The organism is Celeribacter sp. HF31 (assembly GCF_011806455.1).
Lineage (GTDB): Bacteria > Pseudomonadota > Alphaproteobacteria > Rhodobacterales > Rhodobacteraceae > Celeribacter.
Genome location: NZ_JAATOT010000002.1, coordinates 214,091 through 229,254 on the forward strand (window position 1 = coordinate 214,091; position 15,164 = coordinate 229,254).

13 protein-coding genes, 1 tRNA gene and 1 pseudogene are annotated in these 15,164 nt (G+C 60.7%); 9 read left to right on the forward strand and 6 right to left on the reverse strand.

Translation table 11 applies throughout. The annotated features are described in order from the left end of the window. Entirely contained in the window at window positions 1-849 is an 849-nt protein-coding gene (locus HCZ23_RS04445) for an ABC transporter permease (RefSeq protein WP_167600506.1), read from the forward strand. A 12-nt stretch (window positions 850-861) separates the two neighbouring features. Here the strand turns inward: HCZ23_RS04445 and HCZ23_RS18280 are convergent, their stop codons facing one another. Further along, entirely contained in the window at window positions 862-1,086 is a 225-nt protein-coding gene (locus tag HCZ23_RS18280; RefSeq protein WP_167600507.1) for a hypothetical protein, read from the reverse strand. Window positions 1,087-1,091: 5 nt separating this feature from the next. After that, window positions 1,092-1,484, reverse strand: coding sequence for a hypothetical protein (locus tag HCZ23_RS18285; RefSeq protein WP_368487304.1), 393 nt, complete (start codon window positions 1,482-1,484; stop codon window positions 1,092-1,094). Between HCZ23_RS18285 and HCZ23_RS04460 the strand changes: the two genes are divergently transcribed. The 7 genes from HCZ23_RS04460 (at window position 1,402) to HCZ23_RS04490 (ending at window position 11,893) form a co-directional block, all read left to right on the forward strand. After that, window positions 1,402-1,764: a hypothetical protein gene (locus HCZ23_RS04460; RefSeq protein WP_254869924.1), complete on the forward strand. Its 363-nt coding sequence runs from the start codon at window positions 1,402-1,404 to the stop codon at window positions 1,762-1,764. The two genes, HCZ23_RS18285 and HCZ23_RS04460, sit on opposite strands and share 83 nt — an antisense overlap. 377 nt (window positions 1,765-2,141) lie before the next feature. Next, window positions 2,142-3,020 carry a toprim domain-containing protein gene (locus HCZ23_RS04465; protein ID WP_167600510.1) on the forward strand — a complete coding sequence of 293 codons (879 nt, stop codon included), beginning with the start codon at window positions 2,142-2,144 and terminating at the stop codon, window positions 3,018-3,020. After that, window positions 3,017-5,881, forward strand: coding sequence for a hypothetical protein (locus tag HCZ23_RS04470; protein WP_167600511.1), 2,865 nt, complete (start codon window positions 3,017-3,019; stop codon window positions 5,879-5,881). The genes HCZ23_RS04465 and HCZ23_RS04470 overlap by 4 nt, the downstream gene beginning before the upstream one ends. After that, the gene (locus HCZ23_RS04475; RefSeq protein WP_167600512.1) at window positions 5,835-8,474 is read left to right on the forward strand and encodes a polymorphic toxin type 4 domain-containing protein; all 2,640 of its coding nucleotides are present in this window, start codon (window positions 5,835-5,837) and stop codon (window positions 8,472-8,474) included. Before HCZ23_RS04470 ends, HCZ23_RS04475 begins: the two co-directional genes overlap by 47 nt. A 313-nt stretch (window positions 8,475-8,787) precedes the next feature. After that, window positions 8,788-9,183 carry a hypothetical protein gene (locus HCZ23_RS04480; RefSeq protein ID WP_254869925.1) on the forward strand — a complete coding sequence of 132 codons (396 nt, stop codon included), beginning with the start codon at window positions 8,788-8,790 and terminating at the stop codon, window positions 9,181-9,183. Window positions 9,184-9,598: 415 nt separating this feature from the next. Next, window positions 9,599-10,435, forward strand: coding sequence for a hypothetical protein (locus tag HCZ23_RS04485; RefSeq protein ID WP_167600513.1), 837 nt, complete (start codon window positions 9,599-9,601; stop codon window positions 10,433-10,435). Between the two features lie 1,182 nt (window positions 10,436-11,617). Next, window positions 11,618-11,893: a hypothetical protein gene (locus tag HCZ23_RS04490; protein ID WP_167600514.1), complete on the forward strand. Its 276-nt coding sequence runs from the start codon at window positions 11,618-11,620 to the stop codon at window positions 11,891-11,893. A 37-nt stretch (window positions 11,894-11,930) separates the two neighbouring features. Here HCZ23_RS04490 and HCZ23_RS04495 read toward each other — a convergent pair. Continuing rightward, window positions 11,931-12,344 (reverse strand): annotated as a pseudogene (locus tag HCZ23_RS04495) (integrase core domain-containing protein); the annotation flags it as partial. Here HCZ23_RS04495 and HCZ23_RS04500 point away from each other — a divergent pair. Beyond that, a complete protein-coding gene (locus tag HCZ23_RS04500) occupies window positions 12,322-13,167 on the forward strand; it encodes a site-specific integrase (protein WP_167600515.1) in 846 nt (281 codons plus the stop codon). The pseudogene HCZ23_RS04495 and the gene HCZ23_RS04500 sit on opposite strands and share 23 nt — an antisense overlap. Window positions 13,168-13,228: 61 nt before the next feature. On the opposite strand, the gene HCZ23_RS04505 is transcribed toward HCZ23_RS04500, so the two are convergent. The 3 genes from HCZ23_RS04505 to HCZ23_RS04515 all read right to left on the reverse strand — a co-directional run bounded on the left by HCZ23_RS04505 (window position 13,229) and on the right by HCZ23_RS04515 (window position 15,163). Further along, window positions 13,229-13,305 (reverse strand) — tRNA-Arg (locus HCZ23_RS04505). Window positions 13,306-13,410: 105 nt separating this feature from the next. Next, entirely contained in the window at window positions 13,411-13,887 is a 477-nt protein-coding gene (locus HCZ23_RS04510) for a hypothetical protein (RefSeq protein WP_167600516.1), read from the reverse strand. 58 nt (window positions 13,888-13,945) lie between these two features. Then, complete coding sequence (locus HCZ23_RS04515) at window positions 13,946-15,163, reverse strand: cysteine desulfurase (RefSeq protein ID WP_167600517.1); 1,218 nt, start codon at window positions 15,161-15,163, stop codon at window positions 13,946-13,948. Between the last annotated feature and the right edge of the window lies 1 nt (window position 15,164).

The window sequence follows — 15,164 nt, forward strand, 5'->3', positions numbered from 1 at the left end:
ATGAGCTTGCCATCCTACGCCACCACCGGTCAGCGCATCTGGCACTACAGTTTCCGGGTGATCTGCGGGCTGATCTTTTTCTTCCTGATCGCGCCGATCGTCGTCGTCATCCCGCTCAGTTTTAACGCGCAGGATTTCTTCACCTTCACGCCGGAGATGCTGCGCCTCGATCCCGAGGGCTATTCGCTCAAGCACTACCGCGATTTCTTCAGCAACAGCGATTGGCAGCTGGCGCTTTGGAACTCGCTCAAGATCGCGCCTCTGGCGACGATCCTCTCCGTGAGCCTCGGCACCTTGGCCGCCATCGGGTTGAGCCAACCGCATGTGCCGTTTCGCCGGGCGATCATGGCGCTGTTGATCTCGCCCATGATTGTGCCGCTGATCATCTCCGCCGCCGGCATGTATTTCTTTTTCAGCCGCATCGGCTTGCAGGGCACCTATGCAGGCGTCGTTCTGGCCCATGCCGCGCTCGGCATCCCCTTCGTGATCATCACGGTGACCGCCACGCTCGTGGGGTTTGACAATTCGCTGACCCGCGCCGCCGCCAATATGGGAGCCGATCCGGTCACGACGTTTTTCCGGGTCCAGATGCCTCTGATCCTCCCCGGCGTGATCTCCGGCGCGCTTTTTGCCTTTATCACCTCTTTCGATGAGGTGATCGTCATCTTGTTTGTCGGCTCGGCCAGTCAAAAGACCCTGCCCTGGCAGATGTTCATCGGTCTGCGCGAACAGATCAGCCCGACGATCCTCGCCGTGGCGACCATCCTCGTGGTGATCTCCATTGCGCTTTTGACCACCGTCGAGCTGCTCCGCCGTCGCTCCGAACGGCTGCGCGGGATCACAAGCTAAGCGGTCGGGAGGTTACGCCCCCCGCCCCAAGCACGCCGACAAAGCCGACAAAAGCCGCGCTTCATCGGCCTCCGTTACATGCAGATGCGGCGCGATCCGAAGCGCATTGCCGCGACGGCTGACGTAGACCTGCCGCTCCGCCAGCGCCGGAATCAGGCCCTCGGGCAAAGCGCCCCCGGCGGCCACACCCAGAATATGCGGGCTGCGCTGGGATTTCGGCACGGGGGGTAGCCCCATCTCGATCAGGGATGTGGCCAGCCGATCATTGATCGCCTGAAGCTGCGGCGCGATGTTTTCACCCCCCCAATCCCCGATCTGCCGCAGCGCCACCAAAGCGCCGGGCAGAAGCGCCGGCATGCTCTTTTGCCCCATATCGAACCGCCGCGCGCCGAGTTGATAGGCCTCGGCATAATCAGACAGTGTTTCGAACACCTCCGCGCCTGTCCGGATGAGCCAGCTTTCCTCCAGAGGCCGCGCGTCATGCCATTGGGGGCGGCGTAAAACTGGCTTAGCCCGTAGGGAAACAACAGCCATTTATAGCCCGATGCGATCATGAAATCCGGCTGCACCCGCGCGAGATCGAGCGGCATCGCGCCCAAGGATTGCGTCACCTCCACCACCAAGGCCGCCCCCACCGCGCGCGTGGCCTCGGAAATCGCGATGAGATCCAGCACCGCGCCGCAGAGCATGCATGCTCTGGTGCATCTGCCGCCGGGGCAGCGCAGCAGCACATTGGTCTCCACGCTGTTCGAGGTGGGGGTCATCGTCGCGCCCCTGCGCCAATTCGCGGCCCCGCATGGCGAGGGTCATCCGATCCCCGAAGGTGCGCGTCTCTGCCTCGGCGCCCCACCCGACCGGCGCAGGTTGAAACAGGGGCTGGCGCTCTTGGCCGCACATCTCGGGCCCACTGCCTGATGCTGATACCTGACGCGTCTGACCCGCGGACCTTCGCTCATGAGGACCGAAAGCTTTTTGCCCAGACGACAAACCGTGGTACCCTCCCCACAGTCCAAAAGCCTCAAGTCTATTTGTTTTGTGATCGTTAATGATTTGGAGGATGTGATTTGCACCCTGTGTTTCGCCGCCTTATGCGGGCCATCGCGCCTGACACGACCCGAGACCCCGAGCCCACACCCCATGCAGCCGCCGCGGCGCCTGTAGCCGCCGTGACACCGCCGCGAAAAGCCCCGCCGAGAGAAAACCTGCGTGACCTTGAGGCCCTGCGCCTCAAGCAGATCGTCACCTCCATCGCCCGGCTTCAACCCCAGCCCGAAGACAAAAGTCCCCTGCGCATGCGGCACAAAAGCGGGCTGGGCTATGCGGGGGCGCATCTCGTCACAGCGCGGCTGGCCAGTGGCCTGGTTCAGGGCCGCACGACCCAGCAGGACCCCTGGTGGCGCAGCGACGAAGTCACCCGCATCCCCGCCGCAGATGAGCTGACCGAAGACAAACGCGTCGGCGACAGCGAAACCTATCTTTTGCGCGAGGAGAGCCGCAAAATCCGGCTGCTCGACGGGCGCATCTTTACCACCATGCGGCAGGTTTTCTACGACAAAGCCACGCGTCGGCATTTCAAGGAGCTTTCCGCGATCACCCCCGAAGGCCAGCGCATCGCCTATAACGCCGTGCCAAAACACCTGATGCCGCTTGAGGGACTGGATGCCGTCAATATCACCGGCCAGAGCGAGTTGATCCTGGTCGAGGGCTACCCCGCCGCCGAGGCGCTCCGCGCCCGGGGCATTGCGGCGGTCGGCATCATCAGCGGCACCTTCGATGTGCCCTCCGAGCGTGCGCTCGATCCGGTGATGCGGGCCGGGCGGCTGATCCTCTGGCCCGACAATGACGGCGCGGGCGCAAGCCTGATGGACAAGGTCGCGCGCCGCTTCATCGCCATGGGCTACCCTCCCGACCAGATGTCACTGATCTTCTGGCGGGGCGGTCCGCGCAAGGGCGACGCCTATGATTTCGACGGCAGTGACAAGGACCTTCTGGCCTTGATCAAGGGGGCCACGCCCTGGCGCCCGAACATGCGTCTGGCCGATGGGCAAATCCTGCGGGTCACTGCGCCGAAAGCCCCCGGACAGCTGCGCCTCGATCCGGATGCACAACCGCCACAACCGGCCCTGACACGCGCCGCACTTGCCCCCAAGAGCCCGGAGGCGGAGACATGATTTTTCAGACCGGCAGCGACGATCTGGACCATCGCCTCGACACGCAGCTGGCGCACCTTGCCGAGCGCAACGCCCCCTCCGGCTATCTCGCCAATCAGGTGACGCGCATCCGCGAAGCGGTGTTTCACGACTTTTCCTCCTATCGCTTTCTTCTGCCGCCCGCCTATCTGCGTCACCGCGGGGCGGGACCGGCGGGCGCCACCGAGCTTGATGGCAGCGACGTGAGTGTCGCCACATGGATGGCCTTCGACGCCTTTGTGTCGCGCTTTGACACGGATGTGCAGGCCGTTGTCGCCGATTGGGTCTGGCACGAGGTCGGCAGCGTCATCACGCGCGAGAGCTTTGACTACATGGGCGAGGTCGAATGGTGGCGGGAGGATCACGAACGCGAACAGCGCAACCGGCAGGTGTTTCAGGAAGCCCGCGAGGGGTTCTCTTTGGGCCTCGCCCCCGATCTCTTCGCGATCTACACCATGACGCCGCGCCCCGCCGGCTTTCTGATGGCCGCGCAGTCTTTGGTCTCCGATTGGCTGGTCGCCGCCCTGCGCGCGCTGCGCCGCCCCGATGGCACCTATCGCTACACCGACATCCGACGCGTCAACACGGCGCCCTTCTGGCAGGCTGCGCAGCCCGACATCCTGCCCGCGCTCGCCGATTTTCTGCCCTCGGAGGACGACGCGGACCCCGATGCGGGCGAAGAAGAGTTCGGCGAGGCCCTGCCCGAAACCTTCGCCTTTGAACCTTTCATGCCCGCCACGGTGAATTTCGGCCTGCAAACCGTTTACCGGCAAGGCTGGACACCTCTTGGCACACAGCCGGGCGAAATCGTCCGCACCCTGCCCCTGGGCCCGAAACAGACCGAGAAAATCTCGGTCAAGGCGGTGCGCCGCACCAAGGCCACACGTCAAGCCGAGATCAGTTCCAGCATCGAAACCGCGACCGAAAGCTCGGCCGCCACGAAAGACAGCTCCGAAGTGGTGCAGGAGGCCTCCGAAAGCTTCAATTGGCATGTCGAGGCCACGGCGAGCGCCAGTTTCGGCTTTGGCAGCGCCTCGGTGACCGCGGGTGCGGGCGGCGAAAACGCATCGTCATCACGCGACACCAAAAGCCAGCTCAACGAAACCATGGAAAAGACCGCGAGCAAAATTCGCAAGGACACGAAAATCATCGTCTCCACGGAGGTCGAAGAGACCTCGGAATTCTCGCAAGTCTCTGAAATCTCGAACCCCAACGACGAAATCGCGGTGACCTACATCTACAGCCGCCTGCAGCGCCAATACGAGATCCGCACCTATCTATCCGAGGTCAATCAGGTGATCTATGTCGCCGAAGCGATCCCTTCGCCCAGCGAGATCACCGGCCCCTGGGTGCGGCGCTACGACTGGATCATTTCGCGCGCCTTGCTGGATGAAAGCTTTCGTTCCGATCTCGATGCCGTGCGTCGTTATGAGGACGAAGGTGACAGCGAGGCGGGCGTTGACCCGCGCATCGCCGCGCTGATGGGCAGCCTCTCCGGCGACGGCAGCACCCCCGGCCCCGGCGTGCCGGATTATAGCGGTTTGCCCGGCCAGATCCCCGACATCCACCGCCAGCAACAGGAGGCCTATGAGCGCGAGGTCGAACGTGAACGCGCCCGGGCCGCCGACCGCGCGCAATACCGCCGCAGCGTGCGACGCCTGCGCGGCCATATCTACGACAATATCCTGCATTACTGCCGCGCGATCTGGTCGTCGGAAGACCCCGATCAACGCGCGCTGCGCTATGCCCGCACCCGCGTGCCGATCCGTTGGGAATTCGTCGCCACCGGCAGCGGGCCGCAGTCGGTCGAGGGCTATTTCGCCCCCGCCGTCACCGATCGCAGTCGCGACACCGCGCCGCTTTCCGATCTGGTCAATCCCGCCGGACCCATTGGATTTGCCGGGAATTACGCGGTGTTCTACCTGCGACACTCGACGCGGTGGGCCTCGATCACCCGGATGTTGCAGATGATGCAAGCACCTTATCTGCGCTTTGACATCGAGATTGCGCGCGCCGGTCTCGACCCCGCCGTCGGCCTGCGCGCCGCCGTTTCCGACAGCCTGACCGGACCCGCACAGTATCGGTTTACGGTCGCGGCAGGCGATGACGGCGGCAGGGTCCTGAACGTGCAGGGACTGGACGAGGACGGGGTTTGGACAGATGTCCGTGTGTTGCCGCTGCGCGAGAACCGGGCCTTGGTGTTTCTTGGGCTCAAACTGATCGCCACCAATGTGGCGGCCTTCAATCTCGGCGATCAGTTCGAGATTCTCCTGCGCAGCCGTCAGATGCTCGAGGACCCGGAACTCAAAGCGATCAAATGGTCGGAGCCGCCGCTGGACGACGCGGGCGCTGCCGCGTTTTTCACCCTTGAGGCCATCGCCGAGGCGCGGGAAAACTTTGCCGATGTTTACCGCGCGCTCAAGGATATGGCCGTGGACGTCGCCTGGGCCGATCTCGACGAGACCCAGCGCGCTGTGTTGCGTGCCCGCTATTTCGAGCTTTTACTGCGCCGCCAGCACACCCGGCGGATCGTCCTTGACACCAACAACCTGATGCTGACCCGCGAGGTGGATGATGCCACCACGCTTGAGCCCTTCAAAGGCCTGCACCGCGTGATCGATGTGCTCTCGGCCAATGCCGCCGTGCGGGCCGAAACGCTTGAGGCGGATCGTCTCTCCGACCGGCTGGACGCGGGACACTTGGGGGACCCGGACATCGACAAGCTCACGGTTGTGGCCGCCGATCCCGGTTTCGCGGGCCTCGCCGCGCTCGACGGCCTCACGCCGGACGGGCCGGATGGACCCACCGGCCCCGTCGCGCCCGATCCGCTCGACGACGACTGAGCGGGGGCGCGAAAGGACTGTCATGGGGGCCGAGCGCGAAGCAGAAGCGATCTTTGCCCGGTTGCGCGCGGCGCGATGGGCGGTGGAAACCGTGGATCGTGTCTCCACAAACCCCTACGGCAGTTCCGGCCTGGAAGACGATCAGCGCCTTCGGGCCTGGGCGCATCTCGCCCGTGTCTACAATATGGAAACCATGCAGGCCCGCCGGCAATACCGACGCGACATCGAGTTTCTGCGCGACGTGCTGACCCATACCGCCAAAGAGATCGGCGAGCGGTCGGACGCGATGATGGAGGACGTGCGCGGTCGCCTCTCAGAGAGCTTTCTGCATGGCCCGGTCAATGATTTCGATCCCTCTGGCCGGACGCCGCCGCTCACCAGCCTCGCGCGCAGCCTCGCGGCCTATACGGTCGCCTGTAGCGACGCGCCCTACCCCTATCTCGAAGAAGACCTGTCCCGGCTGTCCGCCACGCCCCCCGGCCCCGAGGTGCGCAACACCCTGCCCGCCGGCGTTCCCGAAGCGCCGCCGCCCAGCACCGTTTCGGAGATGCGCGACGCGGGCGTCCCCGAACCCGAAAGCGGCTGGGCGGTGCAACTGCCGGATCGTTGGCGGGGCTGGGACAGCGGGCGCAATCCGCAGGTCCAATTCGCCAAGGAGGCCTATGTCTATGTCGTCACCACCGACGAAGATCTGCGCCTCGCCACGCTGACGCAGGACATGCGACGCCCGCCCAGCACCGAAACCTACGACGGTCACGCCATCACCCTGCTCGCCGGGCGGTTCATGACCCCACGCCAGCTCTATCTCACGCTCAGATCCTCCCCGACGGCCCGCAACCACGAGCTGCGTGGTCTGGCCGAACGCATCGATCTCTATCTCGCGGAGGGGCAAAGAGAGTTTCGCGCGGCGTTTCGGGCGCGGGACTGGCAAACCCTGCGGCCCTTGCTCGAGGCGGCGAAATGGTCGCTGTTTCCCAATGCCCAGACCTCCGGCGGCCTTCTGCGCTATCGCGGTGCGGATGCGCCTTTGCAGTTCATCTGTGACGAGATCATCGACGATCTCGAGGGCTGGACCATCTCCGACACGATCCTGGCGGTGACCATCGTCGCCTCTGTTGCCCTGGCCTTCATGTCGATGGGAACCTCCTCGATCGTGGCGGCCACGGCGATCCGGGCGACGGCTTTTGCGGTGGACATTGGGGGCGTGGCAGTCGATCTCATCGTCGCGGATCAACAGAACCAGCAACGCGCCACGATCAACCGTTTCGCGGCGCTGGACACCGCGCTGAACGTCGCGGCGCATCCCGAAAGCCTCAAGGCACGAGCGGCCATCGGCGCGCTGTCGCTGCTGATCCCCTATGCGCTGCCCCGCGCCATCAGCGCGGTCCGTGGCAGTCTATTGAGCCGGGCACTGCGCCGCATTCCACGGGGCGATTTGCCTCCCGCGGTGGCCCGCGCCGCAAACGCCACGCCCGTGCCGCCCCCTCCACCTGCCGTCACGCGGACCGGTCAAGCGGTCACCGCGGAGGCACGCGGCACCACCAATGCCGCACGTCAGGCCAGCGAGCGCGGCACCGGACGGGCCGCCCCCCCGCGACCACGCCGCGGCGCATCGGCGACGCCCGAACAGACCACAGCGACACAAGCGACACCGACGCAAACCACCTCGCCGTCCGCCACACAACCGACCGCCAGACAATCGACCGCAGCCCCGAGCGCGTCACAACGCACGACGCGCGGGACAACGCGTGGCACAGGAGCGGGAACAGGACGCGGTCGCACGCAACGCGGGACTGGCAGCGGCTCAAGACGCGGCTTCACCGGCCCTGCGCCCGCGCATGTCCCCAACCCGCCCGGCAGCGGCCAGAGATATATCGATGCGGCAGCGGCCTCCTATGGCAACGCCCCGATCATGTCGCCCCGCACCGCCGGGTTTCTGAGCGACTTCGATCGCGCCATCGCCGGAACGGGCGGCATTCGCAAAATCATTGCAGGACGGACTCCGGATGGACGCAGTGCCTTTCGGATCTCCGGAGAAATCCTGCCCGGTCGGTTGCGCCGCAGAGCCGGGCGCTTGTTGCCCGGTCAAACGCGCGCTCCGAATTTCAACAATCTGATCCGGGGCACGAACATGCTGGGCCCGATCCGCCAGCTTGCCGCAACCCTTAGGGGCACCCCCACCCGTTTGGGCGGGCGCTGGCAATGGTTGCATCTCTGGGGGCCGGGCTTTGGCGACGAGGCCGCTGCGGGCATGATGATCGGGCTCAGATCGGTCAATCTTCAGCTTCAGAACCTTGGCATTGAGGACACCATTCGCGGGCTGGCCACACGCGCCCGTGCCGCCGGCGGGCGTTTGGAACTTGTGGCCACGGCCGAGGCCTGGGGCCGGACCACGCCCGCCGGGTTCACCACGCCAAGCGGCGCGGAATTCCTGCACAGCGCGGAATATCGGTTCTGGATCGTGACCCCCAATGGCACACGTGAGGCGGCGTTTCTCGTGAACATCACCTGCCCCGACCCCGGCGACGTCATTGGCGCCATCCGCGCAGGAACACGTCTGCCCCGTGCGGTGGTCTCAGAGGGGTATCTCTAGAGAGGGCAAGGAAACGTCCGCAAATACCGGAGCGGTCCGAATGGCTTTGGGGAAATGAGGAAAATGGCGCACACAGGGGGAATTGCTGCAAACTTTCTCGACCCTCAAAAATCCGACGATAATTCCATTGATTTCAATGCTGTAAGCAAAGAGTTGGAACGATGGGAATCTATCCTCAAACATGAGGATACGACCATTTTACGGGGGCCTCGACCATGAGTATTCGAACTCCGTTTTCAATGCGTCTACCCGGCTTTGCAACTCCGGCGTGCGCTGGCTTACACGCGCACCGAAGGGCCGTAGTCTGGATGATATGTGGCGCGAGCTCGATGATGGCACGGCACTTTTCTCCGCCGTCTGGAATGCTAAACACATCCCTTGCCGAGCCATCGAGAACCCGGTGATGCAGCGCCACGCGAAGGAGCGCATCGAGAATTACAAACCGCCCTCACAGACGGTCCAGCCTTGGCAATTCGGGACAGATGAAAGCGGGCCGGATAATGAGCGCAAGCGAACCTGTTTTTGGCTGCACAACCTGCCGCATCTCACCCCCACCGGCACACTAGACAGAACAACAGCCCGCGACAGTGTTCACAAGGCGCGCCCCAGTCCCGACCGCTGGAAAATCCGCTCTAAATTCTATCCCGGCCTCGCCTCGGCAATGGCCGACCAATGGGGCCAAACCGCAAGCCGAAGGATCGCAGCATGAACAGCAAAGCAAACCCTAATTGCCCCGTCTGCCACGGCGAAGGCTATGACGGCTCTCCGATATTCGGATTCCCATGCCCGCGCTGTTTTCCTGAGACTGTCGAAGATTTCAAACCAAAACTCAAGCAAGCAAGGAGGACACCCAATGATCGCCAGCATTGTTATCATCGCGGCCACCATAGACACACCGCCATGTGAACCTGTGAAGACAAATGATGAGTTCAGCCATGGGTAGACACACACACAGATGAACGCTTAGAGGCGCTTCCTCCGCTTTGCTCCATTCAAGACGCCGCCAAAACGCTTGGCGTTCCGAAAGCATCCCTGCGCTCCGTCGCAGAAACTCACGGCTTCATCGTCCGCATGGGACGGGCCGTATTGCTCGAAAGCGAGCGACTTCCTGATTTGGCGAAAAAATGCCGAGACCAGCCAAAGGAGCCAGGCTCCACAAATTCAAGCACCGACCGCACTGGTACATCCGAGACACCGCGCAACCAGACCGCAGCACGGGCCACACAAGCCGCGAGCAAGCTGAAAAAGCCCTCGCTGCGTATATCGCCACCAAAGGCCGGAAAGGTTCTGCCAATGAGCCGGGAAACATAACCTGCGGTGAGGTTCTGACAATCTACGCCGAAGAATATGCGCCAACCGTCGCCGCGCCAGAACGGATCGGATATGCGCTTGATGCGCTCATACCATTCTGGGCTGAACTCAAAGTTTCGCACGTCAAGGGCGAGACTTGCAGGCGCTATGCGAAGTTTCGGAAGAAGGTCATTAAACGCGATGCAGAAGGCGAGCCCATCGAGTGGGCGCCAGTTTCTGCAGGCACCGTGCGAAGGGAACTCGGGACGTTACAGGCCGCGCTGAACTATTGCCAAAGTGAAGGATTCCTCACGAGCGCGCCGCTTGTCACTCTGCCTGAGAAGCCAGAAGCGAAGGAACGATGGCTGACGCGAGATGAGGCCGCACGTCTGATTTGGACGGCGTATCGAGGCCACAAGGCCAAACACATCGCACGGTTCATTCTCATCGGCCTCTATACCGGTACGCGGAAAGACGCGATCATCAGAATGGGCTTTGAGAAGAACACCATAGGGGGTTGGTTCGATCTAGATCATGGGCATCATGTATCGCATGAGCGCGTCGGAGCGGTCGACAAAGAAGCGCAGAACCCCTGCCCCCATCCCTCGCCAACTTCTCGCCCACCTGAAACGCTGGAAAGCTCAAGGGGCCGTTTGGGCCGTCGAATATAATGGTGGATTGATCAAAGACCCAAAGCGCGACTTCGCCAAGCTGCGCCGCAAAAATAGCAAGCTCGAGGAGCGGCAGCTTTGGGCCGATGTCGTTTCTATGATTTGCAACGCAGTCACCTTTTATTAACCAACTCGCGCTAAAGCTGAATGTGGCTCAAGCAGTGCCCACTAAACTTATCAACTTACCAATCCTAAAGCTCTAAGATTTAGAAAACTGAAAAAACTTCGATTGCATCCGCGTCGAAGTTTTTCGGCGAGGAAAACGTGTCTCCTTTAGGTTGAGTAACGACTTGTTAACCAACATCTGTTCATGCTGAGAGGAAGCGGGGAAAGAAAGACAATGATCAGGCAAAAAGTTTTTCTTATACTCGTTTTGATATGCGGGCTGGTCGGTTCCTCCTTTTTGGTCGACAGACTGATAGCTGTTCAGCCCTTCGCTAGCATCGCGACATATTTCACGCTGTTAATTGGTACTGGTTTAGCTGTGTTCATTTACAACAGGTACTTTTGGGAGGGAAACGAATGACGATCTCGGAGCATCCAAATTTGAAGAGCGTCTATGCAGATGCTTTGGTCCTTAGCCGGGACGAGACGCAATCTCTCAATATGCGCCGAGCCGCTTTAAGGCTTGTCTTGGCAATTCGAATGGAAGTTGGTGAAGATCGTTTGACTGAAAAGTCGGCTTCCGATCAAAGGAGCTGCTCCACGGCTCTAGATCGGGTTCTTTTCCACAAATGATTTCCACAAGATAATCCACATGCAATTCGGGTTCCCAAGCGTTTTGTTAATCAACTGGTAACCAATTTAAACGAAGCCTTACGCAGAAGTTATCTGTGGAGGATGTATGTTTAAGATGCTGCAAGGTGCTGATGCGGTTAGCTCAGTGACTCAGAGTGATTTTGAAGGCCTCCCCCCAATTAAATGCCTTGGCACTGAACCAACGCCGATCAATATCCGCGACATTGCATTGACAGCCCTGTATCGCGCCTCAGACTAAACGTCATTTCCCCGAATAGCTCTCAGTCCCATGCCAGCGGAAGCTCCTGTAAATGGTTGTTTTTCCGCCGAATGAAGCCTGACAAAGAGCGAGAAATCGCGCACTAAACCGTCTCTACTTTGCGATTAACTTTTTGTTAATGGACTCGGCGCGCAATAGACCTATCCCAAACACGGAGGACCACCGTGAATATTCAGACACTTTTACTGACCAATCCCCTCCAAGAAGGGGCGGAGAAGGTTCAACAGGACCGATCTCCTTCACCACTGAGAATTGAGCTGGCGACTTATCGCAACGAGCTCTTAACGGCTTTCTCCGAGGCCGACATTTCGGGATTCGAAGCGACGAAAATGGCTTTGGCTGAAATGCTGCGCGAGGTGGAAAAGGAACTCAGAGGAGTAAGGATAACTGAGGCAGTCAATAGCAGGGCGGAACCGTCAAATCTGGAAGATGACAATTAATCTTGATCCGCCCCACTTGAGTGGTCCAATTTGATTGTTAGTGCATGATCGGCCTTTGGTCCATCTGGATGATGGTTTCGGGGGCCGGTGGGCGGTAGCCCAGAGCACTGTGGGGGCGTTTCGTGTTGAAGTGTTTCCTCCATTCTTCGATCAGGATTTGAGCCTCGCGCAGGCTGTAGAAGATCTCACCGTTCAAGAACGCGTCGCGGAACCGAGCGTTGAAGCTTTCACAATATCCATTCTCCCAAGGGCTACCCGGTTCAATGTAGGCCGTCTTCGCGCCGACAGCCTTGATCCAGTCCTGGACGGCCCGAGCAACGAACTCAGGCCCATTATCGGAACGTATGAACGCCGGCACGCCGCGCAGGATGAACAGGTCACTCAAAGCGTCGATGACGTTGCCAAAGTTCAGCTTGCGATCCACGCGTATGGCCAGACATTCCCGACTGTATGCGCTTGATGCACTCATACCATTCTGGGCTGAACTCAAAGTTTCGCACGTCAAGGGTGAGACTTGCAGGCGCTATGCGAAGTTTCGGAAGAAGGTCATTAAGCGCGATGCAGAAGGCGAGCTCATCGAGTGGGCGCCAGTTTCTGCAGGCACCGTGCGAAGGGAGCTCGGGACGTTACAGGCCGCGCTGAACTATTGCCAAAGAGAAGGATTCCTTACGAGCGCGCCGCTTGTCACTCCGCCTGAGAAGCCAGAAGCGAAGGAACGATGGCTGACGCGAGATGAGGCCGCACGTCTGATTTGGACGGCGTATCGAGGCCACAAGGCCAAACACATCGCACGGTTCATTCTCATCGGCCTCTATACCGGCACGCGGAAAGACGCGATCATCAGAATGGGTTTTGAGAAGAACACCATAGGAGGTTGGTTCGATCTGGATCATGGCATCATGTATCGCATGAGCGCGTCAGAGCGGTCGACCAAGAAGCGCAGAACCCCTGCCCCCATCCCTCGCCAACTTCTCGCACACCTTAAGCGCTGGAAAGCTCAAGGTGCCGTTTGGGCCGTCGAATATAATGGTGGATTGATTAAAGACCCAAAGCGTGGATTCGCCAATGCCGTGAAAGATGCAGGCCTTTCAGGCGTCACACCTCACACCCTCAAACACACGTCCATCACCTGGGCATTCCAAAACGGCGTGAGCATTTGGGACGCGGCGGGCTTCTTTGTGACAAGCCCTGAAACCATAGAAAAGATCTACGGCCACCACGCCCCAGACTTCATGCACAGTGCAAAAACAGCCATGGAACGTCGCCGCAAATGACAGTTTTTGTTACGCGTAACAGGTACGTGCATATCGCGTTTTCTGTAAGCTATTGATTTTGTGGCGCACCCATCAGGATTCGAACCTGAGGCCTCTGCCTTCGGAGGGCAGCGCTCTATCCAGCTGAGCTATGGGTGCGCGGGCTGACCGCGTCAGTGGGGTTTCTATAGGGGATGAAAAACCGGCGCGCAATCGGTTTTCATCGCAAATTGCTTCGCCTCTCCCGCGCCGTCTCCCGCCCTGTCATGGTCCGACATAGCGATGATCGACCCGCGACGAGACCATGCAGGGCGCCGATGTGCCCAGCATTTGCGCCATCGCCGCAGGAAAGGTGACCTGCAAGCGGGAGAGCTGTTCCAGCTCGGTTTCAGATCGCACAAACAAATCAATGCTTTGGCCGGCCACCAAGGGTCCCACGCCGGTCTCGGTCACCTCTTGAAACGCAGCGCGCCAATGGTTTTCCGCCAGTCTGACCCAAGTGAAATCTCCCGCAAGGCTCTCTGGTGTGAAAGGGTCGGGAAAGGTGATCTGCTGCGGGCCGTAGCTGCCGGTCTCGGCAAAGGCATTCGGCATTTGCTCGGCCATCTGCGGCGGGCAGTCATCATGGGCCAAAAGCGCCACCTGCCCCTGCCACGTCCCCGACATCGGTTGAATATCCGCCAGCGCCATGAGCGGGCTTATCCCCATCCCGAGCATTAGAAAAAACATGAAACGCCGCATCACCGAACTCCTCATGCGAAGCGTGACACGGCCTCCCGTTTCAGGCAAGGCTTGTCTCTCAGCCAAAGAATTCCCGGCAAAGCTCCAGTGCGTCCACCAGACGGTCGACCTCTTCGGTGGTGTTGTACATCGCGAAAGACGCCCGGCAGGTGGCGGTGACACCCAGGTGCTGCATCAGAGGCATGGCGCAATGGCTGCCCGCGCGCACCGCGACGCCTTTCTTGTCGAGAACCGTCGAAATGTCATGCGGATGCGCGCCCTCCATGGTGAAGGAAAAAATCGCGCCCTTGCCCGGCGCCGTGCCTTGGACATTGAGCCAATTGAGGTTTTGCAGCTTCTCGGAGGCGTAGGCCGCCAGCTTGGCCTCATAGGCCGCGACATTCTCCATACCGATCTGCATGAGGTAATCGAGCGCCACGCCCATGCCGATGGTCTGGACGATGCCGGGTGTTCCGGCCTCGAATTTGAGCGGCGGCTTGGCATAGGTGACGGTGTCTTTGGTCACCGTGTCGATCATGTCGCCGCCGCCCATGAAAGGCCGCATCTCAGCCTGACGTTCCGCGCGAATATAGATCGCGCCGGAGCCCGACGGCCCGTAGAGTTTATGCCCGGTGATGGGATAAAAATCGCAGCCGAGGTCTTGCACATTGACAGGCCCATGCACCGAGGCCTGAGACCCATCAATGAGCGTGGCGATGCCCTTCTCACGCGCGGCATGACAGATGGTTTTGACGTCGACTTTTGTACCGGTCACGTTGGACATATGCGTCACGGCAACCAGTTTGACCTTCGGCCCCATGGCGTCGATCACGGCTTGCGCATCAAGGCTTCCGTCCGGCGCGCAATCGACCCATTTCAGAACCACGCCCTGACGTTCGCGCAGGAATTGCCAAGGCACGATATTGGCGTGATGCTCCAGGACGGAGAGCACGATCTCATCGCCCGGCTGCAACTGCTCCATCGCCCAGGAATAAGCGACAAGGTTGATCCCCTCGGTGGTGCCGGAGGTAAAGACGATCTCGTCTTCATGACCGGCGTTCAGGAACTTGGCGACCACTTGGCGGACGTTCTCGTATTTGTCGGTCGCAAGATTAGAAAGATAGTGTAAGCCACGGTGAACATTGGCGTATTCCTCGGAATAAGCTTTGGTGATCGCGTCGATCACCACCTGCGGCTTTTGCGCTGAGGCGCCGCTGTCGAGATAGGTCAGAGGCTGACCGTTGACCTGCCGCGACAGGATCGGGAAATCGGCACGAATGGCGTTGACGTCAAACATC